Origin of the sequence: Leptolyngbya sp. GGD (assembly GCF_026735145.1) — a bacterium.
Lineage (GTDB): Bacteria > Cyanobacteriota > Cyanobacteriia > Leptolyngbyales > Leptolyngbyaceae > Leptolyngbya > Leptolyngbya boryana.
The window spans coordinates 1-24009 of record NZ_JAPQKE010000017.1 but is presented as its reverse complement, the minus strand read 5'-3'; the positions used below and the strand labels follow the sequence as shown (position 1 = coordinate 24009).

Below are 24009 nucleotides of genomic sequence, written 5' to 3'. Positions count from 1 at the left end.
CCGGCTTCTTTGTTTCAATACAGTCCCTTCCCGAGAAAGGATTTCAGCTCGCGATCGCAACGACGCGAAGAAGCGTTGCGTCAAAGGGTTTCAATACAGTCCCTTCCCGAGAAAGGATTTCAGCGCCCGTTGTGCCCTGCGCGATCGAAGGGAGTACGATGGCGGTTTCAATACAGTCCCTTCCCGAGAAAGGATTTCAGCTAGGTACTTGGGACGGGACATGGGGCTACGACTGGTTTCAATACAGTCCTTTCCCGAGAAAGGATTTCAGCGATACCCTATTTTTTATATATAAATACGATCGCTCCTTTCAATACAGTCTCTTCCCGAGAAAGGATTTCAGCAAAAGAGGTCGAAGATCTCAACTAACAGCAGCTTCAGTTTCAATACAGTCCCTTCCCGAGAAAGGATTTCAGCAAAAGAGGTCGAAGATCTCAACTAACAGCAGCTTCAGTTTCAATACAGTCCCTTCCCGAGAAAGGATTTCAGCACTTTTGAATCCATTGCGAAAAATCGAGAGCGTTTAGTTTCAATACAGTCCCTTCCCGAGAAAGGATTTCAGCGCATTCACTGGCAAACTCCCAGCTCCTAGACAGGTCTGGACAGTTTCAATACAGTCCCTTCCCGAGAAAGGATTTCAGCACGCGATTTGCTGTCAGTGCGATCGTCGTTAGATGCAGTTTCAATACAGTCCCTTCCCGAGAAAGGATTTCAGCGTAAATCCATCGGAGCCGATGAATCTTTGGTGGTTTCAATACAGTCCCTTCCCGAGAAAGGATTTCAGCATGTAATCGTTGCGGGAACTCAATGATTGTGTCTAATCGGTTTCAATACAGTCCCTTCCCGAGAAAGGATTTCAGCCTTAGGAAAGCCCTCACTGCCTTAGCCTTGAGGTGGTTTCAATACAGTCCCTTCCCGAGAAAGGATTTCAGCCTCATGAGCGGATTGCCTTCAATCATTGGATCGCGGCGTTCGTTTCAATACAGTCCCTTCCCGAGAAAGGATTTCAGCGTTTTAAGGAAAGAGCAGTTATTCCAGTTAATATTGTTTCAATACAGTCCCTTCCCGAGAAAGGATTTCAGCAGGTTAGCCGCGCCGCTTGTAGACTGCCCATAAATGTTTCAATACAGTCCCTTCCCGAGAAAGGATTTCAGCATTGCAAGCACCGCCGAAAGATGTGAGCAATTTCACATTGTTTCAATACAGTCCCTTCCCGAGAAAGGATTTCAGCCGTTATCTCTGCGTCCTCTAGCGGATCAGTAAACGTGTTTCAATACAGTCCCTTCCCGAGAAAGGATTTCAGCGACTTGATCGGACTTTCAACGCATCAGCTTTTCTGTGTTTCAATACAGTCCCTTCCCGAGAAAGGATTTCAGCCGCAGCCTTCTCAAGTTCTTAGTTTATAAAGTTTTCAAGGTTCAATTGCGCGGATCTGTCCAATTTAGCGGATATTACTGTTCTATAGGGCTTTACATGAAACCAAGAAACACTCGTCTTACTTGTTATGTGAGCGTTTCAGCCTGTGCGCGGATAGCGAAGTGACTAACTGGCTGAAATAACTATTCTGTAGTCGTCCTGGCTGATCCTTTCCCGTACATCCATCCACTCGCGCACGGGAGCCATTGTGCCTAGCCCATAGTGGGATGCATACCCTAGAATAATTGGCCCATGAACGGCTGTCGCAAACTTCAATCTTGTCCGATAGCCAATACGACCTACTTTTTTGCCTTGACGGCATTCAGATTCCCACTCCCAAAATTGCGGAAACGGCTCACACAGTGCTGCAACAACGAACACATTATCTAAGTAGAGGGCTAACCCATCTTCGTGATCATGATAAGAAGGATTGCCTTCTAAGTTAAGCCAGGAAAGATATTGCAGATATTGGAGAGCTTGATGCTCCGGTCCATCTTTCTGATACTGTGCTGAAAGCATGCGGGGTTTTCCGCGGCGGACGGCAGGAAAGCGAGACAGGAAAAATGGCGTAGACGATATCCATTCATCAGCTTGTTCTTGTCTGCTTCCAAAATCTGCTAGAGCTAGCAAAATATCATAGCCTCGGGCAACACCAGGTAGGTATGAGCATCTTGCAATTGCCGCTAACGCCTCTGGGTTATATCCTTCAACGCTGTAGAGACGAATTTGTTCAACATACCGACCAGTTCGATCAGGAATGCATTGAAAAATTGTATGGTCATGATCCTTACTATGCTCCCCCATTTCCTGCCCTGTAAAAACTTTGGCAGGGCAGTGGCTCACTAAAGCTTGATGCAGTCGATGTGTCAACTTGAGTGACAAATGGAAGGGCAATCGGGGAGAACCTGAGACTGTTAGGGTAACCGTTTGAGGTGTGTTGCCCTCAAATATCTGCTGCTTTCGCATTTGAGGTAGGCTAATCTGGTATGCGGTTTGTCGAACACCGGGGAAAACAGCTGAACGATTGACCCCATAGTTCTCGTGGGCAGACAAGTTTAAGGCTTTCCATAATGCATCTGCATCCATTTCGGGATCTGCGATCGCGACAATTCGTGTTCCTTGAGCGTCGGGTTCAGTGTTGGCAGCGGGAGCCGATTCCACGAGAGCAAGGGTTGAACTGGCTTCCTTCCGCCCCATATACGTTAGTCCAGATAGACAAAGGCTCAGAACCAATTCCTCTATTTCTGAAAGAACAACGGGCCAATGGATATAGAGTTCGTTCTGCTCACTCGACATAAGCAGTCCTGCCGAGTATAGATTTTTTCCTGGTCCCACTTTTGCAGTTTTCAAGTTCACCTGGGGTCGAGGACTGCGATGTTGGATGTAAGTTGTGGGAGGCAAGGTGTAGCTGGGCAAGACTGAGGCTAGCTTGTGCAGGAGCTCCTTTAACGCAGAATGCTGCTTTTCGGGTAAACGGGCATTATATGCTCCCGCCACAATTGCACGAAGAATGCGCCACGGTGCAGGAGGCCAATCAATCACCCCTTCTGCATGGAGATGTCCCCAGGCACAAGCCTGATACTGGTTCATATGGAATTGAACGCGGATGTGAATCATATTTCTATTTCTGATATTGTCTAAAGTTCAAGATGCTTAATGGTGCTACGGTTCAACCGCCCCGTCTTCTTCCTCTTCAGCAAATTGCACCTGATCATCAGGTACCACAACCCGTACCTTTTCAAAGAGATCGGAACATTCCTGAATCGCTGCCCTGGCTTGTTTCTCTAAATTCTCAAGTTTTGGGAGTTCCTTGAGAGCAGTTTCCTGTTTGGGAACGAGATAACACTCTGTCCGGAGCGTTACAGGTTCAGATAGTAAACGGCGGACTAGGTACTGGCTCAAGACCTGAATTAGGTTCTTTGCTCTTGCATCTAGGTTGGATTTATCGACTAATCGTGTGTCAATTACAAATCGTCCTACATAGCGTTCTGCTTTGAAGCTTTCTCGAACATAGGGAATATTGCCCAACCCTGCTTCACTCGGAGTTTTCACGGCTTTGTCTTTGCCAGTTTTCTTCTCGATCGCAAACATATGCTTCAGGTTTACGCCTTTACCCCTTGCAGAAACTGGATCATGGACTGCACCACCTGTGGGCATGGAAATTGCATTTTCAGCTACAAATTCGCCAGACAGCACCCGGGGAATGCGGTATACCCCTGCAATGTGGGTGTAGAAGCTGCCTAAAACAATACTCATAGGGCAGAGAGCAAAAGCGGACTGATAAACTCCCCCAGTCCGAATCCGTTGCCTTAACTCTTCTCGGAAGCGCTGTCCATCCAGCTCTGCATGTTTATTTTTCAACAAATAACCTGTACCGAGCCGATGAGGAAGATCCAAGGTGCTCGCTATGTATTGCCCAGACCGAGTGTAAATATCAACGAAGGGCAATCCTTCCAGTTCAGGGATTAATTGGTGCTTTACACTGTCCCAAATGCTGTCTTCAATCAGATTGGCGGTTGCTTGGGGGGTGTGCAGAAGAACGTCCAATCGTTGTTCCCAGGGCAAGTATGCCTGAGAAACGCCGACATCCAAAAAGGTAGGGGGTTTAACGGTAGGCAAGGCAGATTCAAATTCAACTGTGATTACGTTCAACATAAGTTTCTCCTAATCGATAGAAAGATTGACAGGAAACACAAGAGCTAAGGCGCAACGCTTACCTACAGCAATATTGCTAGGTAACACCTTCGGCTTCTGAATTGCAGCCAATTGCCGACTCAGCGGCAGGGTTGATCCAGCCAGCAACCCGTTTACAGTCTGGATCGTCAGATTCGTATCTTTTCCCCACTGGAGACTGGCTGCGTACTGGTATGGCTTTGGCAATGGCTGTTTTGCGCTGTAGGAAGCCAATTGCCTAGGAGTCCGGCAGAGCGCAAATCCTAGAGCTAGATCAAGAATGAGTGAGTCGTTGGTGGTGCCTGCGATGAAGGCGGCGATCGCATCTGAGCTAGCTCGATAGGTCCACCCGAATGCAGGATGGTATTTCCTATCTTTCTCCCAAAGCTCATTCCATAGTTTCAGGAGAGATAGGCATAAAGCTTCTAGAGATGAGGTCTTCAGCTTATGGTTATGCCCATCGGACCAAAACCAGGTACCTTTGCTCGGAACATATCGTGCTGACGACAATAGTCTTCTAAAGGGATAGGAATGCCCTGAATCTAAGTGTGTGGGTGCAGTACTCGCTAGAGCCGCCGCCAATTCCACTTCGGCGATCTGGTATTCTGCATAAACCGCTTCAACCCACTTCTCTCCTAACTGAGGGCAGGGAGGAACGTTAGCTTTAATTCGGCTATGTAACACTTCCAGTTGACCAAGCAACCGAATAGTCGTGGTTGCCTCTGAATTGCCCTGCTGAAGTCGATACAGCGTTTTTTGAATAGCGGTCAGCAAGTTGTACTGAGCCTGAGATTGCTTGTCTGAAGGACGAGCTTGTAGCCGCCACGCCCTCAACTCTGCTCCAAAGTCTTTCTCCCCAGGGGTTGCTAAACCAACGTGAACGAGGTACTTCCCTTGTCCCTTTCGGGTCCAAAGACCAAACCGGGAAAACCGAGATAGTCCCTGATATTCGCTTCTTTTAGTAATGAGATCTAGCATGTCGGTTGTATCGACCACCTGACATTTCAAGCGAAAGGCTAAATCTGTTGTTACCAGGTTTTGAAGATCTGCCCAATCCATCGGTTCATCCCACAAAGGCAGCCATATTTCATAGGCGCGTCCTGTACGATCGCTGGTGTCAGCACTTCCAGAGTTGACTTCTAGTAGGAGTGGATAAGCCGCTAAGGTGTATTCCTGTTCCCCTTCGTTTTGAACCTCATTACGGGGAATGGCCTTGCCTGTAAAGGTGGCAGCACCTTCCAGGTACAGAATGAGGTCAATGGGGTTTGCAAGTTGGGAGGATCTACCGCCATTGTCTAGATAGTCAGCTTGAGACAATCCTGATGGTGCTAAATCATCAAAATAGTCAGCAGCAGGATAGGTATGACCTAGTAAGCCCTGAAGCAGCAGGGTCCCTGGGCTGACTTCACCTGCGACTGAAGCTCGGATGAAGGCTTCAGTTTCATTTCCCGGTTCTCCTGTGCTCAAGTCCCAAAGTTGACTGCAAGCTTGAAAATAAGCCGTACAAAAATCTGTCGTTCCAACGTTACCACCAGTTCCTAATAAGTCATTACAAAGAAACCGTGCTCCTTTTTGGTTGTTGACCATTAACCCAACTGCATTGATCCATTCCAACCAGTAAGGGTTGCTGACTCGCCTGGGAAGGTCCGCCATTAAAGTTAGCTTCTTCTGTGCTGCTGATTGACCTTCCGTATTTAAGGATCCCAGTGCATTTTGTAACTCCTGGTAGCCCTCACGCATAAGTGCATAGCGCTCGGATTGAGAGGCCAGTACCTTGTCTAGTCCATCGGCTTTGGCCAACAAACTGTAGCTGTTCCATGGGCTAATAAAGGGCTTTGGTTGGTAATTGTGCAGAATATCTGTGACTAGGGCTTCAATCGAATTGATTTCTAAATAAAAGCAGTCATTCTTCCAAAACCCTGTAGAACCTGATAACCGCAATAGCCCAATGGCTTTAAGCCAACCGATTGCAGTTGTCGGTATAAGGTGTGGAAAAGCCACTGCATTAGCTGTAGCTGTGGTCATTCTTTGCCTCCATTTCACGTTTTTTGGATGCTTTGATGTCGGCGTTTCGGATCAGCGCTTCGAGGTAAATCAGCTTGAAAGGACCATGTTCTTGCAATAACCCTCTGACTTGTTGATCCCACTTTCCAGCTTTACCAGGGAAAGCTAGTTTGACTTCAGGTAAAGTTTCGATCCCTGCTATCTCCAAACTAGGTAATTGAGAGCCCAATACAACGCCCCTTAAAACTTTTGGGTCAAATTGTTCTTTGGGATTTGTCGGGAGCAAGCTATCTCGAACTTTGCCATGGTGGGCGGCAATCAAATACTGAGAAAGGAAAGAGGCTCCTTGATCAGCAGCGGCAAAGGCACTCGCTACTTCATGTCGGTAGCCCTTAAGTTCTGCGGGAGAGCCGTACTTTTTGGACTTCGCCAATAACTCTTGTCCCGCCTTCGCATAGGCTTGCCAAATCTTGTGAGCTTTACCCCAGTCATGCCAGCGTGCACAGCGGCAGAGTTCTTCAGCTAATGCCTCTGGCAAACCAAGTTCAAGTTTTTGGAGATAGGGGAGTGTTGCTCTTAAAGCCTCCTCGGTATCTTGTAAATGGACTCCTAGTGGCAAGGGAAAAGAGAAGGGTGGGTCGTTATATTCAGGTTCTGTTTCCAGGCTGTAGGGGGCAGGCTTGTCGCGAGGATCTGCTGTCCAACCCCGCTCATGAGAGTAGCCTCCAGCCTCGTTCGGTAGCCAAACAATATCACCCGTTTTGGGTTCAGTTTTTTCCCAGTCGTCCTCACCCCATACATGCGGAAGCGTTCCAGTCGCTTTACAAAAATCGATTAATTCTTTCGTGGGAACTGGGCAAAGATACCGCTGATGTGGAGCCCGCTTTGGTTGTCCCGGCGACCACACGACAGAGACTGTGAAGGAAGATGGATCTCGAACATATTCGACTGCGGTAACTGGGTTGTCTCGGTTTTTGGGGTGAGTGCAGAAGAACCTTTCAATCTCCCGTTTGGTGAGTAAATAGCCAGGTAAATCCAGGCCAGGCAACGGAATGCGAGAGAGCGTATCCAGGCTGGCATCGCTTAACTGCAACAGCCGACTACGGGTATCTTCACACTCTTCTTTGGAGTAAGGGATTGATTTCCAGTCTGCCTGATAGTCCAGCCAGTAAATTTGCACGTTGTTATCGGTTCGCTTTCGCCCACATCGCCCACACCGCTGCACAAAAGACGACCAAGGGCACAGTTCAGTGATGAGAAGATCTGCATCTAGGTCTACTCCTGCCTCAACGACCTGGGTGGCAATAATAATGCCCTGGTAGTTCTTCAGTCTTTCCTGCATCCGTTCACGGTCAAAGCCCAAAAATCGGCTGTGAATGACTAATGGATTGAAGTCAGCCATCAGCTTTCCAATCTCTCTCGCCCTTGCAACTGTATTCACAACCACCAGCGTTAAGCGGTCTGAGTTGTGCTTTGCTCTCACTAAATCGGCAACTTCTTTAAGATCCTGAACAGGAGCATGAAATACAGGCTTTGATCGCTTTACTCGAGACGCTAGAACTGGATGGGCTAGATCATCGTGACTGAGTTCAAATCGTTCTACTGGTAACTTCTTCAGTGGGCGATCGTCGAATGTTGCAGACATCAAACATAGTTGCATTTCCCCGAAGGTCTCTAAGTTTCTCCAAAGCTGATAGAGCTGAACCAGAGTCTTATACGCCACCCCAGTTAGTTGAATCTCATCTAAAACCCACCGGCAGTCATTCGTTAAGGCAGCGCAGTGCAAGGGTCTTTGTCCCCAAGACACGCCAAACCCACGATTAAGGGCGCGGGATAGGAGTTGGTCTTGAGTTCCAATTAGAATTGAAGACTCTGTTAAGTCTTGTTCAAACCCCTGCTCAATGAAGCCTCCTTTTAAGCAGTAGACCTTGATGGGTAACTCGGACGCTTCCACAATTCTTCTTGTGTTGCTATAAACCTGATCCACTAAAGAGCGGGTGGGTAGGGCATAAACTAACCGGGTCGTGGAAAAGTTTCTTGTTTTATAAGAGTAAAGCCAAGGAACAATAACGCCGAACTCCTTTCCCGCTCCCGTAGGAGCAGAAACCGCAGCTACAGTCTTGCCGTCCCAGTCAGCCAAACGCGCTTGCCAGGGATACGGGGAGAACCCTGTGCACTGTCGGAAGAAGTCTTGATAGGTCATATACCTGTCCTAGTGCTTCATGAAGATTAAGCCTTTACATCATGACTTTAATCTTTCGCCCTAGCATAGAGCATTTGAACTATTTTGTCCAAGGGATAGAGGTTAAGATTTAGTCCCACGCAAGTGGGATCGGTTGTACGTTGCTTACTCTGTTAAGCCTTTCAATCATCTTTCAACTTAGTCCCGCAACTTGACCCAGGCAGGAGCGACATCTCTTTTCTTGCAAGCAATACCGTTAAGATGCATCGCTGAAGAATTTATAAGAGATTCCTTGTATAGGGACATTTTAGGTTGAATTTGAGGTTTGTTAGACAACGATACTGGCGGGTGATTCCTGTCTTTTACTCGCTGTCATCCGTATCGTTTCTTAAAAGCTGCAAAGAATCAAGCTCTGATGAAGCCAAATTCCGCGTTTCACAGTACAATTTTATCCGACTGGATCTCGCGTTCGGTCATTTGCCCGAAAAAGCGAAAACCCTCGACGGATGGAAGCCGCGAAGGTTTTTCAAAAATTGAACAGCCCGAAGGACTGTACCTGATTAAATGTCGTGATTTGATCATAGCAGTCTTTGCGGGAAATAGCGCTATGGTTTCAAAAAAAAATGACTGCTCCCCTCGCCGTCGAAATACGGCAACTTGAATTATTGCCGTCCCACCCCCTCGGACAACGGCTCTGCGAAATTTTCAGCTATCGGTGGCACACTATCTCCGGCACGAATGCCCCTGATCCCCAGTGGCAGACCCACACTAAATATCCCCTCCGTCCCCGCGTCCTGTGGCAGCGATGGAACGATCCCAACGTCCTGATCGGCGTGCGGTTTGGTTCTACCACCACCTACGCTCTCATCGATATTGACCGCACTAGCCCCTATCACCCCGCCACCAATCCTGTCGGCTTACCCCTGATCCTGGCAGCGCTGGAAACGATCGGCATTGTCCGCCACCTCCTTCTCACCTCCAGCAGTTCCGGCGGCTTGCACCTGTATCTGCCCCTCCCCCATGCTGTCCCTAGCTTCGGACTTGCCCAAGCCCTGAAGCAGTGCCTCGCTGCCCAAGAAATTGAGATTGCAGCTGGACAAGTCGAACTCTTCCCCAATACCAAGTCTTATGCCATTCCCGGCACCTACACCGAATACAACGCTCATCGCCTGCCGCTGCAACCTGACAGCGGCTCCTACCTGCTCGATGCTGACGGCAATAGCATTGGCAATGATTTAGGACAGTTCTTCCGCCACTGGGACACTGCCGCAGCCGGACAAGACCTAGAAACGCTCCACGAAGCGATCGCAGTTGCGCGACGCAACAGCAGCAAACGCAAACGGCATCGCATCGCCGTCGTAGACGAGTGGCGCAACGACCTGCAAACGGAAATCAACGACGGCTGGACCGGATACGGACAAACCAACCACCTGCTTAAAACGATCGCCTGTTACGGAGTGGTATTCGAGCGTCTAACTGGAGAAGCCCTTGCCGAATTCGTCCAAAGCACTGCGATCAACGCCCCAGGCTATGAAACCCACTGTCGCCACCAGCACGAGATTGCTCAGCGATCGAAATTGTGGGCACGGTCAGCGGAGAAATACTGGTGGGCATTAGGAAGCGAGCCGCAGCGGAGCAGCAGTCCCTTTAGCGGAGACAGCAGCGAAGACAAGCGGATCAACCAGAATCAAGCCCGAGCTGAAGAAGCAAAAGGACGCATCCAAGCAACGTTTATGCGCCTTCAACGAGATGGACAACTCCCGAGCGACATCACCAGTCGAATTCGAGTGCTCATCCGGGAAGCGCACACGAGTGTGCAGACGCTGTACCGCTACCGAGAAATTTGGCATCCAGAGCACCAGCCCCCTGACTCCTCAATAGAGCCTGTAACAGCAGCAGTAGCAAGCGATCCCGCGGCTGTGACCCCTGATCCTGCAAAACCGCCAGAAAGTAGACAGAGTAAGGAATTACACACCTTGAAAGGGAAAATGAAGTGTAGGGCGGTATCTGGTCGTGCTCGGGCTACTGAGCCTCTTGTGTCTGAGTTTTTAACTGAGTTGATTCCTGAGTGTGAGCATCTGGGTCGGAGAGAAAATCAATTTAGCGAGGATTTCCTAGAGAATCTCTGTGAGAACGCTTCATTGACCAATGATTTCGGGAAATAGCTTCAACTTAATTAAATTGATTTCCGGAATATGCTCTTTCTATCAAAAAAAACGCTTGCATTGATGGTTTGAAACGCAGAAATGATTTTGCATCAAGGTATCGGTCCCCTTATGTTAGTTAAACACTTCTAAGCTGTCTAGGTGTTGGTCCTTCTGGGGTTTGTACATCAGCTAACTTCTCGCATAACAAATCAAAGGCTTGAACTCCTTCTTCAACGGCAGCTCGCTCATCGTCTGTCAGTTCAATCTCAATCAACATCTTCTGCAAATTTGCTTTATTCTGTTGCAGTTTTTGCAGCACCACACTGTTGGGACGGTAAAACCGACATTGAGGGCAAGCCATCTTATGGGGGCAGTGATCAAAAAAATCGTACACACAATATCCCTGCTCACTCAGCTTGTGGTACTGCCAAGGCTCTCCTTGAGCCGCCGTTCCTGTGGTAATTGCTTCGCGATCAATCAACACTTCAAACGTTCGCTGATTTCGTTTGAAGTAATCACTCTTCTGATACGCTTCAGCTTGCTTCAAAAGCGTTGTTTGAAGGTAATGCATCAGCGCATCCGTGCTTTTGTGCCCAGACCAACTTTGGAGTTGAGGAATTGTCATGAATTGCGAGAGTTGAGTTAATATCGTATGCCTTCCTCGATGACTCGTGATTTTGCCATGGATATCCTGTTCTGGCACCCCTGCTTGATTGCACAGAAATGGAATGAGCGATTTGTTCAGATAGGGATCACCTAAGCGCTGGCTCCGGTAGGCGAATAAATAATGCACTTGCTCGCTAGTTCGCCGATCAGTGAAAAGGGATTGTTCAGGGCGGATCGTTTCCCATGCTTGAATCGCTTTTCCGACAATGGCATCCACTGCCTTTGTATGTGGCCGACCATTTTTTCCAGGTGGTATATCCAATAAACAAATCCGTCCTTCTAGGTCAGGCGTTGGTGTCTCATCCCCATCTGGTTTGACTTGGTCTGGTTCTATCCAACGTATACAACCAACTCTCAAACTGCGAATATCGTCTTTACGCAGACCGCAGAACAACCAGACCACAGCTAAGGCTCTGATCATCTCAGCAGGATACCAATGAGGGCGTTCTCCACAGGTATTGGGACTGTCCAAATCATCTGAATTGAAGCTCAACCCCGCAGCGAGGAGTTTTGCCCAAACCGTATCGTCAATCTGTTTGGGTTTTGGTTGAATCAGAGCCTTAACAGGCTTTGGCGTTGCAAAAGCGGATTGAGCATTGAACTTTTCCTCAATCCACTCCCATTCCCGGCAGTCAAAGAAGAATGTTCGCATCGCGGCTAAACAACCACTCTTAGTCCTAGCAGAAAATGGTTGCCCTACAATTTGATGGCGTGAAGGTTTTGAATATTCACCCACTACCATTCGATTCACTGCTCCTACATATTCTGCTGCTAGAGATCGGGTCCATTGATTCGGATGAGTTACTTCTGGATGCTTTTGAGCCAACCATCGTCCTGCTAGAAGGAGGGAGTAGAAGTAGCCGCTCCGTGTTGTATCTGCTAACGTCGAGATATGGAACCAGCGCAAGCAGAGTTCTGCCCACTCTGGATCAACTCCTTCCATTGCACCATTACTCCCTGGTGTACGGTTTTCTTGATTCAATCGCTGAATGGGGCGATCAAGAATGCCCAAGCGCTCTAGGGCAACGGAAAGTGCCATAAAACTGTGCTGGTGTTTCTTGCTTGTGAGCTGTTTGCGAGCGATATCCAGCGACTCCTCAGTTAAATCCGTTAAATAAGGGCTACGATTGGATAGCATTGCTTCACAGATGACTGCACGGTACTGATGGCTTTGTTCACCCTCTACGTCATAGCCTTGCTCGCTGAGAACGGTTAAAACACGCTCAATTTCTGCATTAACCCGGTCTTTGCCGAAGACTTTAGCTGCCAAACCGGATTTTTCAAACGCTAGCCCCCAGAAGTCCATAAAATTCATGAGTACATAAGCGGTTGCTAACAAGTGCTGGCGTCCAGAAGCCTTGTTAAAGCGTTGTTGAAACTCCTTATGGCTCTTTCCAATTGTTTCGATCCAATCTGCAGAACTCCATGCCCAGAAACTCGTTTGACGTCGTTGCATTTCCAACAGCATTAGTTGAAGTACAATGCGACCATCGTAGGGATATGGAAAATCAAGAGTTGCTATCGTATCGTTAATCGGTTGTACCAAACGCTGTAGAACTTCTGCAGTTGACTCAGAAATGATGCCGTACCCTCGCCCATTGTGATATGTCCAATATCCGAGTTCTAACCGCTCTGCTGGGCGCAACTCAGGACATTGATCATAAATTTCAGGATTCAAAGGCCAGCTCCAGCCTTGCTGCTTGACATCTGAAGGAGATTTGAGCGCTTTCACTGTAAAACCTCCTTCATTGTCTTAATCCGCCAGCTATGAATCTGGTTCATTCCTCGTTGAACGGCTTGAGCAACTTCCCGCCCAGATAGATGAATATAGATTTGCGTCGTTGTGACATGGCGATGGCCTGCGAATTTAGCAATGGAGAGTAAGTCCACTCCATCTCGAGCTAAATCAGTGAGGCGTAGATGACGTAAGGTGTGTGTTGTGAATTGAGGAACACCAGCTTGTTCTGCAATCCGTTTAATCACTTTTGACCACGTCCAAATTGAAATCGGTTGAGCTTTATTACGACGAGATTCAGACAGGAACAGACGACCTGGTGTGCGGCTCAACTGGCGGCGTTGACTCAAATACTGAAGAAACAAATCACTCGTCTCTTCGGAATAAGGCACAATTCGGTCAAAGTAGCTTTTAGAAATTTCGGCTCGGATCGTTAGTAAAGAGTCAGCAGGATTAATGTCCCCAATTTCGATGCCACAGACTTCCGATCTCCGCAGTGCCCCATCATATGCGAAGGCAAACATCAAACGATTTCTGAATGGCTCCTCCTTAAGCGCTTGTAAAAGCGCTCCCCACTCTTCAGCATTAGGGATCCAGGGTAACTTCTTTGGACAAATCACTAAATCTCGACGCGTTCGATGTCCCTGCCGTTCATAGCGGTTTTGGTGACGATGCAGTCCGCGGCTGGCGGGATTGCGATTACAAATCTCCTCCTCAACCAAGTAGTCATAGTACAAGCGAACGATTGTAAGACGCTGCTTGATTGTTGCACTTGATAGCCCTGACTTATTTTCTTTCGGTCCTTTGGGATGGTTGCGTTGACTAAGGTCTTGAACGTAAGCCGCAATGTCTACTTTTCGAGCTGTTTCAGGGTTGATGACAGCAGATGTACAGAAGTGGAGGTAATCATTTAGCCCCCGTGCGTAGGCATCAATCGTATTCGGAGATGAGCCGAGATTGGCATGAATTTGAAGCCAGTCTCGAGAAGATCGAGACTGGGCCGTGAGTGGATATCGCTCCCAACGAATGTCAATCATAGGATCAATTCTCATCATAAAGATGAGAAGAATTAGTGAATTTTGAATAGCTATAATATACAGTATTTTTGAACTAATTCCACATAAACAACATTATGTGGAATATAGAAAAACTTACAAAAAGGGAAGTTTGTCGCTTTTTTATCAAAATTTCTTTCTTATTAACTAATAGCAACAGATGGATAAATTGAAAATTAGGCTAATGAATTGCGAATTTAGCTTTTCGCAATTCATTAGCCTAATTTTCAATTTATAAACAGCGACAAGATGATATGAAAGCATCTGTAATGAGCGTTATTTCTATTGATTGCAATTAGAAGAAAGTCTCGTGTAAAGTTATCATACACATGTACTATTAATTATGACTCAACACGATCCGGCTCCTACTGTCACTTACCTGCTTGACCGGGACGAACTGCTTCGAATTCGCAACCTAAAGCTTCTGACGAGTGGTCGCGATTATGTCTTTTTTGCCTTGCAGATTGATTATCCCGGAAAGCTAACTCCTGCCATTGATGTGGTTGCCTTCTGCGATCGCTGGGAGTTAGATGAGGGGGATCTGTACAAAGCGTTAGGCGAGTTGCGGAAGAAGGGCATTGTTGTGTCGATTTCAAGCCAACTGAACCTCCAACTTTCCTAGAGAGAGCTAAGGCACCCTGCGCGATCGAACTTCTGCGGGGTGCGACAGCTTACCGAACACCCGCAACTGAACTCGGTAGAACAGCGTTGCGACGCGAAAGTTGGATTGTCAGGATGCCGGTTCTTTGGGTGGCTCTGTATACTCGCAAAAAATATTCAAGTGCCTTTATTTGTCACTGTACACTTGAGCTAGAAAAGATACAGCCCTACTTGCGGAGAATTCAGATGGCTGATCCATTTAGCGCTCTTGGGATTGCGGCGTTGGCTTTCTTAAGCCACTTTGCTCAGTCTGACCCTGGAAAAAAGTTTATTGAATCGATCGTAGGAAAGCTCGGTGAGAAGACCCTCGAGACGGGATTGAAAAAATCGGATGAATTGAAGGCGATCGTGGTGAAAAAGTTGTGGGGGAATGCAGCGGCGGAACATGCGATTGCAGCCGCAGAACAGGGTAATCCAGAAGGATTACAGGATGTTGGTGCTTTTCTGCGGTTGGCAATGTCGCAGGATCAGGAGTTTGCAGCGCAGGTGCGACAGATTGCAGAACAAATTATCCACATCGATAAAATTGAAGGGCGCAACGTTCAGAATAACTACGGTGGCGAGAACTATCAAGTCAACGAGCCGCAAGGAACAACGGTTCAAGGTGGAACAAACAATACTTATACCTTCAATTTTGGTAAGGATTGAAAGGATTCGTCGGCTCCCGGCTCCGACAAAGTAACGCCGCTCTATGACATTCCTTATCGATCAAATCCGAATTTTGTGGGACGGACGATCGAACTTGCGCGCTTGGATGAGATTTTCCAAACGTCGGATCGGACTGTGATTTCGGCGGTGGCGGGAATGGGTGGATTGGGAAAAACTCAGCTTGCGGTGCAATATGCGCGGCGAAATCAGGCGAAATTTTCGGGGGGCGTGTGTTGGCTGAATGGACAGACGGGAGAGTTGGCAACTCAGGTGATTCTGAAAGCGGAATTTGACCTGCAACTGAAGGGATTGGATAAAGCCAAAGAGCAATTGATTGAGACCGATGCGATCGCGCTGTGGTGTTGGCGACATTGGCAACCAGAGGGACAGGTGTTGGTGGTAGTCGATGATGTGGCGAACTGGGCGAAAGTGCGATCAGTTCTTCCCACAGATGATCGCTTTCGCGTGTTGGTGACAACGAGGCGACAGGATCTCTTATCGCGGGATGTGACGATTCCGCTGGATGTGTTGGAACCGGATGAGGCGAGATCGCTGTTGGCAAAATTGGAGAATCATGGACGGGTGGAGCAAGATCAGGAGAGCGCCGATCAACTGTGTGCAGCTTTGGGATATTTGCCGTTGGGGATTGAGTTGGTCGGGTGCTATTTGAGGCGAGATCGCTATCGAACTCTTTCGCAAATCATCAAAAGTTTGCAGGCAAAAGGAATGCAAGATCCGGCGTTAGTGCGATCCGATGAGTATGAAATGCTGGCAGAGCGAGGGGTAAAGGCAGCATTTGATTTGACGTGGGAAACATTGGAGCCGGAGGCGCAGCAAGTGGCTCGGCTGTTGAGTTATTTCGCCCTGGATTGGATTGAGTGGAATTTGGCGGAAAGGGTGATGCGACGGGTGGAGGGAGACGAATATGAATTGGGAGGGTTGAAGGCGCAATTAGAGAATGCGTCGATCGTGCAGTTTGAGCCGGATCGTCTGGGGTGGTGTCGATTGCATCCGTTGGTTCGACAGTATTTGAAGGAAGAAGAAGCAAGCGTTATTCAACAGGCAGGAGAAGCCGTTTTGCACTCGGCGTTTGTGGAAGGGATGATCGCGATCTCAAGTCGAATGCCGGATAACCCACCAACGAAAAAGATTAATGAGTTTGAAGGGGTACGATCTCACGTCCAAGAAGTAGCAGAAGGCTATATAGAAGGATTGGAAGGAAGTGATTTAACTTGGTCGTTTATCGCACTAGCACGATTCTATGAGGGTCAGGGACTCTATCGCCAAGCAGAAGCATGGTGTGCAGAATGTTTAAAAACGACTGAATCCCGATTTGCAGGTGACCATCTTGATGTGGCACAAAGTCTCAACAACTTGGCAGAACTCTACAGAGTGCAAGGACGATTGAGTGAGGCAGAAGCGCTGTATGTGCGATCCCTCGAGATGAATCAACGCCTGTTTGAGGACGACCATCCCGATGTGGCAAGCAGTCTCAACAACTTGGCAGGACTCTACCATTCGCAAGGACGATTGAGTGAGGCAGAAGCGCTCTTTGTGCGATCTCTCGAGATGAGACAACGCCTGTTTGAGGACGACCATCTCGATGTGGCACTCAGTCTCAACAACTTGGCAGGACTCTACCATTCGCAAGGACGATTGAGTGAGGCAGAAGCGCTCTTTGTGCGATCTCTCGAGATGAGACAATGCCTGTTTGAGGACGACCATCCCGATGTGGCACAAAGTCTCAACAACTTGGCAGAACTCTACAGAGTGCAAGGACGATTGAGTGAGGCAGAAGCGCTGTATGTGCGATCCCTCGAGATGAGACAACGCCTGTTTGAGGACGACCATCCCGATGTGGCACAAAGTCTCAACAACTTGGCAGCACTCTACTATTCGCAAGGACGATTGAGTGAGGTAGAAGCGCTGTATGTGCGATCCCTCGAGATGAATCAACGCCTGTTTGAGGACGACCATCCCGATGTGGCACTCAGTCTCAACAACTTGGCAGGACTCTACAGAGTGCAAGGACGATTGAGTGAGGCAGAAGCGCTGTATGTGCGATCCTTCGAGATGAATCAACGCCTGTTTGAGGACGACCATCCCGATGTGGCACTCAGTCTCAACAACTTGGCAGAACTCTACTATTCGCAAGGACGATTGAGTGAGGCAGAAGCGCTGTATGTGCGATCCTTCGAGATGAATCAACGCCTGTTTGAGGACGACCATCCCGATGTGGCACTCAGTCTCAACAACTTGGCAGGACTCTACTATTCGCAAGGACGATTGAGTGAGGCAGAAGCGCTGTATGTGCGATCCCTCGAGATGAGACAACGCCTGTTTGAGGACGACCATCCCGATGTGGCACAAAGTCTCAACAACTTGGCAGAACTCTACAGAGTGCAAGGACGATTGAGTGAGGCAGAAGCGCTGTATGTGCGATCCCTCGAGATGAATCAACGCCTGTTTGAGGACGACCATCCTGATGTGGCACTCAGTCTCAACAACTTGGGAGCGTTTTACTATCAGCAGGGTCGAGTAATGGAAGCAGAACCTTTGTTAGCGCGTGCCTTAGCAATGCGGGAGAAAATTTTAGGGGCTGGACATCCTGATACAATTGTGACTCGTCAATGGTTAGCAATGGTTTATCGGGCGATGTAAAGCATTCCACCCTCTCGACAGAAAGTGCCATTGCTCATGCAATTGTGGCGGGGAATTTGCGGAAAGCCTGATTGAGCTTGCATTGCAGAAATTAGAAATGGCTTTAATCCTTCAGTCTGGTTGTCTGCAAAGTCCGCAGAAGTCCCAAGCGAGCGAAAACGCTGAAATCTTCCTCTGTACAAGGGTTGCAGGCATTTTTTGGACTGGACTGAGGCAGTGTTCCTGTCTCATGCAGGATCTAGGGGTGTGGCGATCGTACTACCGGTGTTACAAGTCTGAGTTAAGCCAGTTTTAGTCCAGCGTTGTAGTACGTCTCCTGAGACTCATCCTAAGCCTGCCATCACTGGAATTTTGTCCTGTTCTGTTGGGTGACACTGAAACAGTCAGTCAATGACGACAGGAATTTCCCACTTTGGTGAAAATAGATGCGATCGCCAATTCGCTCAATGTGAACGCCAAGAATCGGTACCATTCCAAACTTGAGAGAGTGCAACAGTAATCGGATCAAATAACAGAGCATTTTCTGAGACTTGGCATCCCACAACGTCTGGCGGTGCAATCGTGCGAGATAGTGCTAAAATCGACTACTTCCCCCTTCTATCCGAAACACTTCGTGAACCTAGCTTTTGCTTAAGAAAAAGACAAAACTACTATCCACGACTTGCCCCGAAATCGATGTGCCACCAGACTTGATGGTTCCCTTCAGCAGTAGCGGTTGGTTACCGTTGAACTTCTCAAGCTTGATCGTCAGCGTGCTCCCTTGCTGCGTTGCGCTTAGATTCCCCTGTTGCAGCACTCCCGCACTTCCCAAAATTTGCCAACTGCCTTGATAACCTGATGCACTGCTCTTGATTTGCAGACGCAGGGAAGACACCGCATCGTCTCCCTTGCTGTGCATTCCTCCCTTCCATTCACCCAGTGCTGAGACGGGCGCAGTAAAGTTGCCAATGCCCTGAGAATGCACGCTTGATGAAATCGGAGCGCGTCCTTGCCGAATCACTTGTGCTTCGGACGATTGCACTGTCAGAGCGAGTCCAGTAGACAGCGTTGTTGCCAAAGTGAGCAGCGTGATCATCGGTTTGCGAAGTTGCATGAGAAGTCTCCGTGTGAAGTGTGTGAATTTGTAAGGTGTAGAAGGCATCAACCGTTCCACTGAATTCAAGTAGGGGAGAGAAAACCCATTTATGCAGGTCTAGGTCAACTTGATTGCGAATTGTTCAGCGAATTGTTCAAAAAGATGCTTCTCACTGCTGGCGCAAGACTTGGGGATATTGGCAGTCGTTGGAGGCGTGGAGCAGCAGTACACTTAATATTAGATATGCTTTTGAGAAATCAGGATTTTATTTGACACCGTATCCTGAATTTTATTGATAGTTCTGCGCAACGCTATCGGGTGCAAAGGTTTTAGTGTGTTGTTCTTAAAACGACTACCACCGTACTTAGTGAATATGCGCAGCATTCTATAAAACAGGCACCAAAGGGCACCTGAGGAATAGGGGTTGGGCATCGTATCAACCCATCAGGCAGATTTGTTCAAATGGAATGTGACGTATACTTGAGTGTATATCAACCATCAAAAAGGTTAGACATCTCTTTATGACAATTGCTGTTGGAATGATTGAAACCCTCGGCTTCCCGGCGGTTGTCGAAGCGGCGGATGCTATGGTGAAAGCGGCTCAGGTTACCTTAGTCGGCTACGAAAAAATCGGCAGTGGCCGAGTCACCGTCATCGTCCGGGGCAACGTTTCCGAAGTTCAGGCTTCGATCTCTGCGGGCATTGAGTCAATCAAGCGGGTTAGTGGCGGCGCTGTCCTGTCAACTCACATCATTGCGCGCCCCAACGAAAACCTGGAGTATGTGCTGCCGATTCGCTATACCGAAGCGGTCACGCAGTTTAGATCTGTGATGTAAAACGCCACTGGCACATTGGCTATTAATGACAGAGTAGTCAGCTTTATAGCGATCGCCCCAAACTGATTGAGAATGAGATGGCACAACTGAGAATCGGTGCTCTTTGATTCCATAGAGCAATTTGGATAGAAAGCGGTGGCAATACAACCCGGAGAGGTTAATTCGACCTGCTGGAATTTTCCCACCGCCCCCCGATACGTATCCAATGTGCCCCGAATTTTCTTCGTTGAGGCTCGCAAACTAAGCAGCTTATTTTTATAAGCGCGCTGTCGAGCACTCTGCTCTGAGGCGTACCTGTAATTCGTGTTCTGCAAGCTATTTACCCTGTATCAAACTCCATCAAAAACTGACCCTTTTTTGATACGGTGTTTTTCCCTCCTGCCCTTTCCCCTAGCGCGACCTGAAAGCTAGGAGAACCAAAGCTTTCTCTTAAAGGCAGAAACTGCTGAAAAGATATCCCTTTTTTGATAGGGGCTATTGCAGATCGGCTCTTTAAACCCTTTCTCACTAGGCCAAATCAGCACAAAATAAACGGTATCAGCGCGAATTTGCCATACATTTTTGTGTATTATTTCAATTAATTCGACGCAGTTTCGGTTCCGTTCATGATAAGTCATCTGTTGAGGATTGCAAGCGACGGCGGGCGCTGGTGATCGCCTCGTGTAGTTTGGTTTGTAGCACTTCTTTGGGAGGCAGTACAGTCAGATATTCAGCGACGTGGATACCGCTTTTATCGAGTTCTAGTAATTCGATCTGCTCTTGCTTTTTGCCTGCACATAAGATGATTCCCAGAGGGGGGAGTTCGTCGCTCTCTTGTTCATATTTGGCAAGCCAGCGCAGGTAAAGCTCCATCTGGCTTTTGTATTCGGGACGAAAGGTACCCAGCTTTAGCTCTATCGCGACGAGGCGTTTGAGTTTGCGGTTGTAGAAGAGCAGGTCGATGTAGAAATCGTCGTTGTCAATTTGTAGGCGTTTTTGGCGGGCAACAAAAGTGAAGCCTGCACCCAGTTCTAGCAAGAATTGCTCGATTTCTCGCAGGATAGCGTCTTCGAGGTCTTTTTCGAGGTAGCGATCGCTCAGATCTAGAAAATCCAGCACGTAGGGGTCTTTAAGCAGGAGGTCGGGCAAAATTTGCTGCTCTTGGCGCAGTTGGTCTAGGTCATGGCGAATGGTATCTTCGGGTTTGCGAGATAAGGCGGTGCGCTCAAACAGCATGGAGTTGATCCGTTCTTGCAGTTGACGAACGCTCCATTGTTCAAGTTGGGCAATCTGGATGTAGAAGTCGCGTTTTAAGGAGTCTTCGATTCCAATAATTAGTTTGAGGTGGGACCAGCTTAATTTTGCACACACTGTATGCAGAATCTCACGATCAGGAAAAACCTCTGCCAGTAGGGTGCAATAGCGCAATTGTCGTTCACCCCAACCTCTGCCGTATGCCTGAGTAAGGCGTTGGGATAGGGTAAGGATCACTTGTTTGCCGTATTCTGCCCGCTGACCTTGCAGTACTTCGATCTGGATACGGTGGCCGACTTGCCAATACAGCAGGGTAATCTCAGCATTGACGGCAGCAGCAGCGCGTTGTTTAGCGGCATCAATAAGCTGCCCAATTTCCTGAAACAGAAGATCGCTTGGTCTTTGCAAGTCATTGCTCATGCCGCAATAACCTCCTCATCAGCTTTCGTTGCCTGATTCACTGGTTCTTACCCTCAACAGTTTTCTATTAGGAGATTGCGTTGTTTTCTACCACAATACAAGACAAAAACTGAGATCACATGCATTCTCAAGGGTTTATAGGTTCTAGTTCCTTGCTTTCTTAAGAGCCGTCTCCACACGTTTCAGGAGCCGAGTGACATCTTTACTGACCATTTGAAGTTCAGGAGTTTCTGTTTCAGAATACGCTTTCTGCCAACGATTTAGCTCTGTTTGTAATCGACGTAAAGAGGTAATAACAGCACTGTTGTCTTCTCTCTTAGAAAGCCGGATCTCTGTCACACTTTCTTCGATCTCCGTATTCAAGTAGCGTCGAACAGTCCGAATGCTCTTTCCAATAATGACTTCCAGTGCCGGTCGCAGAGCTTTTTTATCCTTCGCGGGTCTTCCCTTCACATCTACGTAACCTGCATCCCGCAATCGCTCGGCTAACGCTCGAACTTCCCCCGGTGTGTAATCCCGTCGTTTCTCGTTCTCTGTGACCTCAACTTGCAGCGCTAGATCTGGATTTTCTTCAGCGTCAAAATCGACAAGCCTAACTGGAACGAGGTCATTTGAAAAGTGTTTTGCATAGGCATTAGGGTTCGCCTCTTTCAGTACAAACACGGCTGCTTTGCGGTGCCCACCCGCTAGAAGCCTACCCCGTCTATCAACCACTAAGGGTTCTAGAAGACCCAGTACAGCGATTGACTCTGCTAAATCGCTTACGTGCTGGCTGCTTAATCCTCGGGTGTCACTAGTACGATCTAGAATTTTTCCTAAAGGTAAAACCGAGGAGCGAGATTGTTCTAATTCAGCCCTTGCTTCTGCTTCCCGATCCTTAGCCTGAATTGCAGTTCCTGCTGAATCGGCTGCCTCTAACAATTCTGCTGCGCTGCGTCGTCTAGCCATTTTCGTTCCCTAATCGTGAGCCGTTTCTATAATCCACCGAGTGATCGCTGTCAGTTCCTCAGCAGATCGAGATCGTGGTGCATAGTCCATCAATGGTATCTGCTGTGCCCCAGCCTGTGAAAGATTTGTGTCCTGATGGACAGTGAAGTGCTTAATATCAGAGTAACGCTGAACTAACTGAACCGGAAGTTCTTTATCCAATGCTCGTCGTTCATCAATTTGGGACAGAACTAATGCCCACTGCTTTGGCCCTCTACGCTCTCTATTTCGATAACTCTCCAAAATGCCCATTACACGGTTTGCTCCCATGATGGCAAAAGGGTGAGCATTGGTGACAACAAGCGTTGTCTGTGCTGCAACCAATCCTAAGCGCTCCAGACTTTCATTTCCTGGGGGGCAATCCAAAATGACTGCATCATAGGGCATGACCTTCACCAAATCTGCCAGATCCTCAGGATGAAGCGACTGGATTGTTTGGTTCGTAAGATTTGGTCCCCCTGGAAGAACATATAATCCTGAAGCGGCTTCTAAAGGATTTGGTTGATTGCCTGTTAAAAGTTCAGCGGTACCGGGTGCAGTTGGATCTACTCCCAATGCATACGCTGCATTTGATTGAGGATCCAGATCAACGACTAAGACTTGCTTTCCCTGCCTTGCCAGAACTGAGGCAACTCCACACCCGATCGTGGTCTTGCCAACTCCTCCCTTTCTTGCTGCCACTGCAATTCTGTATTGAGTCATGAGTAAACCGTATCATGTCTCTAAACAAAAGAGGATACAGGCTTCAAGGCAACTAAGAACTGCCGTTCTCTAACTCTAAAAGCTTATGAGTTAGCTTGCCTTTTCCCTTTTGATGCTCCTGACAAGCTAGTTGTAACGTTATACGGATTTCAGCATCTTCTTCCCGCCCAAACTGTCCCTCTCCCCCAATTCAATACAGTCCCTTCCCAAGAAAGGATTTCAGCGATAGCCGTCATTTGTGATCTGGTGTTGAGCAATGTTTCAATACAGTCCCTTCTGAAGAAAGGATTTCAGCCCGATTGTGGTGATAATTCCAGTCGGATAGTTGATGTTTCAATACAGTCCCTTCCATAAAGAGGATTTCAGCATCTCACCGGGGCGCGAATCTCTGACCTACGTAAGTTTCAATACAGCCCCTTCCGGAGAAAGGATTTCAGCGCCACGGTTGCAGCGGTCGCGGGATCTGGTAAAACGTTTCAATACGGTCCCTTCCCGAGAAAGGATTTCAGCTGTTTTTATAGAAACGCTTGTTAATCCGAAGATCACCAAAGTTTCAATACAGTCCCTTCCCGAGAAAGGATTTCAGCTGGACGCACCCGTTATCGTTTTCCGGCAGACTGGGAAATACTGTTTCAATACAGTCCCTTCCCGAGAAAGGATTTCAGCTAGTATTGCGGCAAAGAAACCCCTGTCCCTTGAGTGTTTCAATACAGTCCCTTCCGGAGAAAGGATTTCAGCTTTGATTGACGACAAATCAATAAAATGGTGCATTTGGGGTTTCAATACAGTCCCTTCCCGAGAAAGGATTTTAGCCTAAAAGCTGGCACTCAGCTTACGTTCTCTTCGGTGTTTCAATACAGTCCCTTCCCGAGAAAGGATTTCAGCGTGATTGCGAGATCGCTTCGAGTG

At 48.0% G+C, this 24009-nt stretch carries 15 protein-coding genes and 1 CRISPR repeat array; of the genes, 5 read left to right on the top strand and 10 right to left on the bottom strand.

All coding sequences use genetic code 11. The features are described 5' to 3' along the window. Nucleotides 1-11: 11 nt before the first annotated feature. Nucleotides 12-1377: direct repeats of the CRISPR family, unit length 37 nt; unit sequence GTTTCAATACAGTCCCTTCCCGAGAAAGGATTTCAGC. A gap of 165 nt (nucleotides 1378-1542) precedes the next feature. The 4 genes from csb2 to cas3 are packed head-to-tail and all read right to left on the bottom strand — an operon-like array spanning nucleotide 1543 to nucleotide 8296. Beyond that, the gene (csb2, locus tag OU814_RS31075) at nucleotides 1543-3033 is read right to left on the bottom strand and encodes a type I-G CRISPR-associated protein Csb2 (RefSeq protein ID WP_268243295.1); all 1491 of its coding nucleotides are present in this window, start codon (nucleotides 3031-3033) and stop codon (nucleotides 1543-1545) included. A gap of 45 nt (nucleotides 3034-3078) precedes the next feature. Next, the gene (gene cas7g / locus OU814_RS31070; protein ID WP_268243294.1) at nucleotides 3079-4071 is read right to left on the bottom strand and encodes a type I-G CRISPR-associated RAMP protein Csb1/Cas7g; all 993 of its coding nucleotides are present in this window, start codon (nucleotides 4069-4071) and stop codon (nucleotides 3079-3081) included. A gap of 9 nt (nucleotides 4072-4080) precedes the next feature. Continuing rightward, nucleotides 4081-6114, bottom strand: a complete 2034-nt coding sequence (gene cas8g1 / locus OU814_RS31065) for a type I-G CRISPR-associated protein Cas8g1/Csx17 (protein WP_268243293.1) — start codon at nucleotides 6112-6114, stop codon at nucleotides 4081-4083. Beyond that, entirely contained in the window at nucleotides 6095-8296 is a 2202-nt protein-coding gene (gene cas3 / locus OU814_RS31060; RefSeq protein WP_268243292.1) for a CRISPR-associated helicase Cas3', read from the bottom strand. The genes cas8g1 and cas3 overlap by 20 nt, the downstream gene beginning before the upstream one ends. 602 nt (nucleotides 8297-8898) lie before the next feature. Between cas3 and OU814_RS31055 the strand changes: the two genes are divergently transcribed. Continuing rightward, nucleotides 8899-10440 (top strand): hypothetical protein, encoded by a 1542-nt coding sequence (locus tag OU814_RS31055; RefSeq protein ID WP_268243291.1) that lies wholly within the window; start codon nucleotides 8899-8901, stop codon nucleotides 10438-10440. Between the two features lie 118 nt (nucleotides 10441-10558). Here the strand turns inward: OU814_RS31055 and OU814_RS31050 are convergent, their stop codons facing one another. After that, on the bottom strand, nucleotides 10559-12820 hold the full coding sequence (locus OU814_RS31050; RefSeq protein WP_268243290.1) for a tyrosine-type recombinase/integrase: 2262 nt from the start codon (nucleotides 12818-12820) through the stop codon (nucleotides 10559-10561). Further along, nucleotides 12817-13860 (bottom strand): tyrosine-type recombinase/integrase, encoded by a 1044-nt coding sequence (locus OU814_RS31045; protein WP_268243289.1) that lies wholly within the window; start codon nucleotides 13858-13860, stop codon nucleotides 12817-12819. Before OU814_RS31045 ends, OU814_RS31050 begins: the two co-directional genes overlap by 4 nt. 361 nt (nucleotides 13861-14221) lie before the next feature. Between OU814_RS31045 and OU814_RS31040 the strand changes: the two genes are divergently transcribed. The 3 genes from OU814_RS31040 to OU814_RS31030 all read left to right on the top strand — a co-directional run bounded on the left by OU814_RS31040 (nucleotide 14222) and on the right by OU814_RS31030 (nucleotide 17847). After that, nucleotides 14222-14500, top strand: a complete 279-nt coding sequence (locus tag OU814_RS31040; RefSeq protein WP_268243288.1) for a hypothetical protein — start codon at nucleotides 14222-14224, stop codon at nucleotides 14498-14500. A 224-nt stretch (nucleotides 14501-14724) separates the two neighbouring features. Further along, entirely contained in the window at nucleotides 14725-15186 is a 462-nt protein-coding gene (locus tag OU814_RS31035) for a hypothetical protein (RefSeq protein ID WP_268243287.1), read from the top strand. Between the two features lie 75 nt (nucleotides 15187-15261). Beyond that, nucleotides 15262-17847, top strand: coding sequence for a tetratricopeptide repeat protein (locus OU814_RS31030; protein ID WP_268243286.1), 2586 nt, complete (start codon nucleotides 15262-15264; stop codon nucleotides 17845-17847). A gap of 619 nt (nucleotides 17848-18466) precedes the next feature. Here the strand turns inward: OU814_RS31030 and OU814_RS31020 are convergent. Further along, on the bottom strand, nucleotides 18467-18940 hold the full coding sequence (locus OU814_RS31020; protein WP_268243285.1) for a hypothetical protein: 474 nt from the start codon (nucleotides 18938-18940) through the stop codon (nucleotides 18467-18469). Between the two features lie 503 nt (nucleotides 18941-19443). Between OU814_RS31020 and OU814_RS31015 the strand changes: the two genes are divergently transcribed. After that, nucleotides 19444-19758, top strand: a complete 315-nt coding sequence (locus OU814_RS31015) for a carbon dioxide-concentrating mechanism protein CcmK (RefSeq protein ID WP_268243284.1) — start codon at nucleotides 19444-19446, stop codon at nucleotides 19756-19758. Nucleotides 19759-20361: 603 nt separating this feature from the next. Here the strand turns inward: OU814_RS31015 and OU814_RS31010 are convergent. From OU814_RS31010 to OU814_RS31000, 3 genes are all read right to left on the bottom strand, one after another. Next, nucleotides 20362-21411, bottom strand: coding sequence for a PDDEXK nuclease domain-containing protein (locus tag OU814_RS31010; protein ID WP_268243283.1), 1050 nt, complete (start codon nucleotides 21409-21411; stop codon nucleotides 20362-20364). A gap of 144 nt (nucleotides 21412-21555) precedes the next feature. Further along, complete coding sequence (locus OU814_RS31005) at nucleotides 21556-22359, bottom strand: ParB/RepB/Spo0J family partition protein (protein WP_268243282.1); 804 nt, start codon at nucleotides 22357-22359, stop codon at nucleotides 21556-21558. 9 nt (nucleotides 22360-22368) lie between these two features. Beyond that, nucleotides 22369-23100, bottom strand: a complete 732-nt coding sequence (locus OU814_RS31000; protein WP_268243281.1) for a ParA family protein — start codon at nucleotides 23098-23100, stop codon at nucleotides 22369-22371. Nucleotides 23101-24009 lie beyond the last annotated feature (909 nt).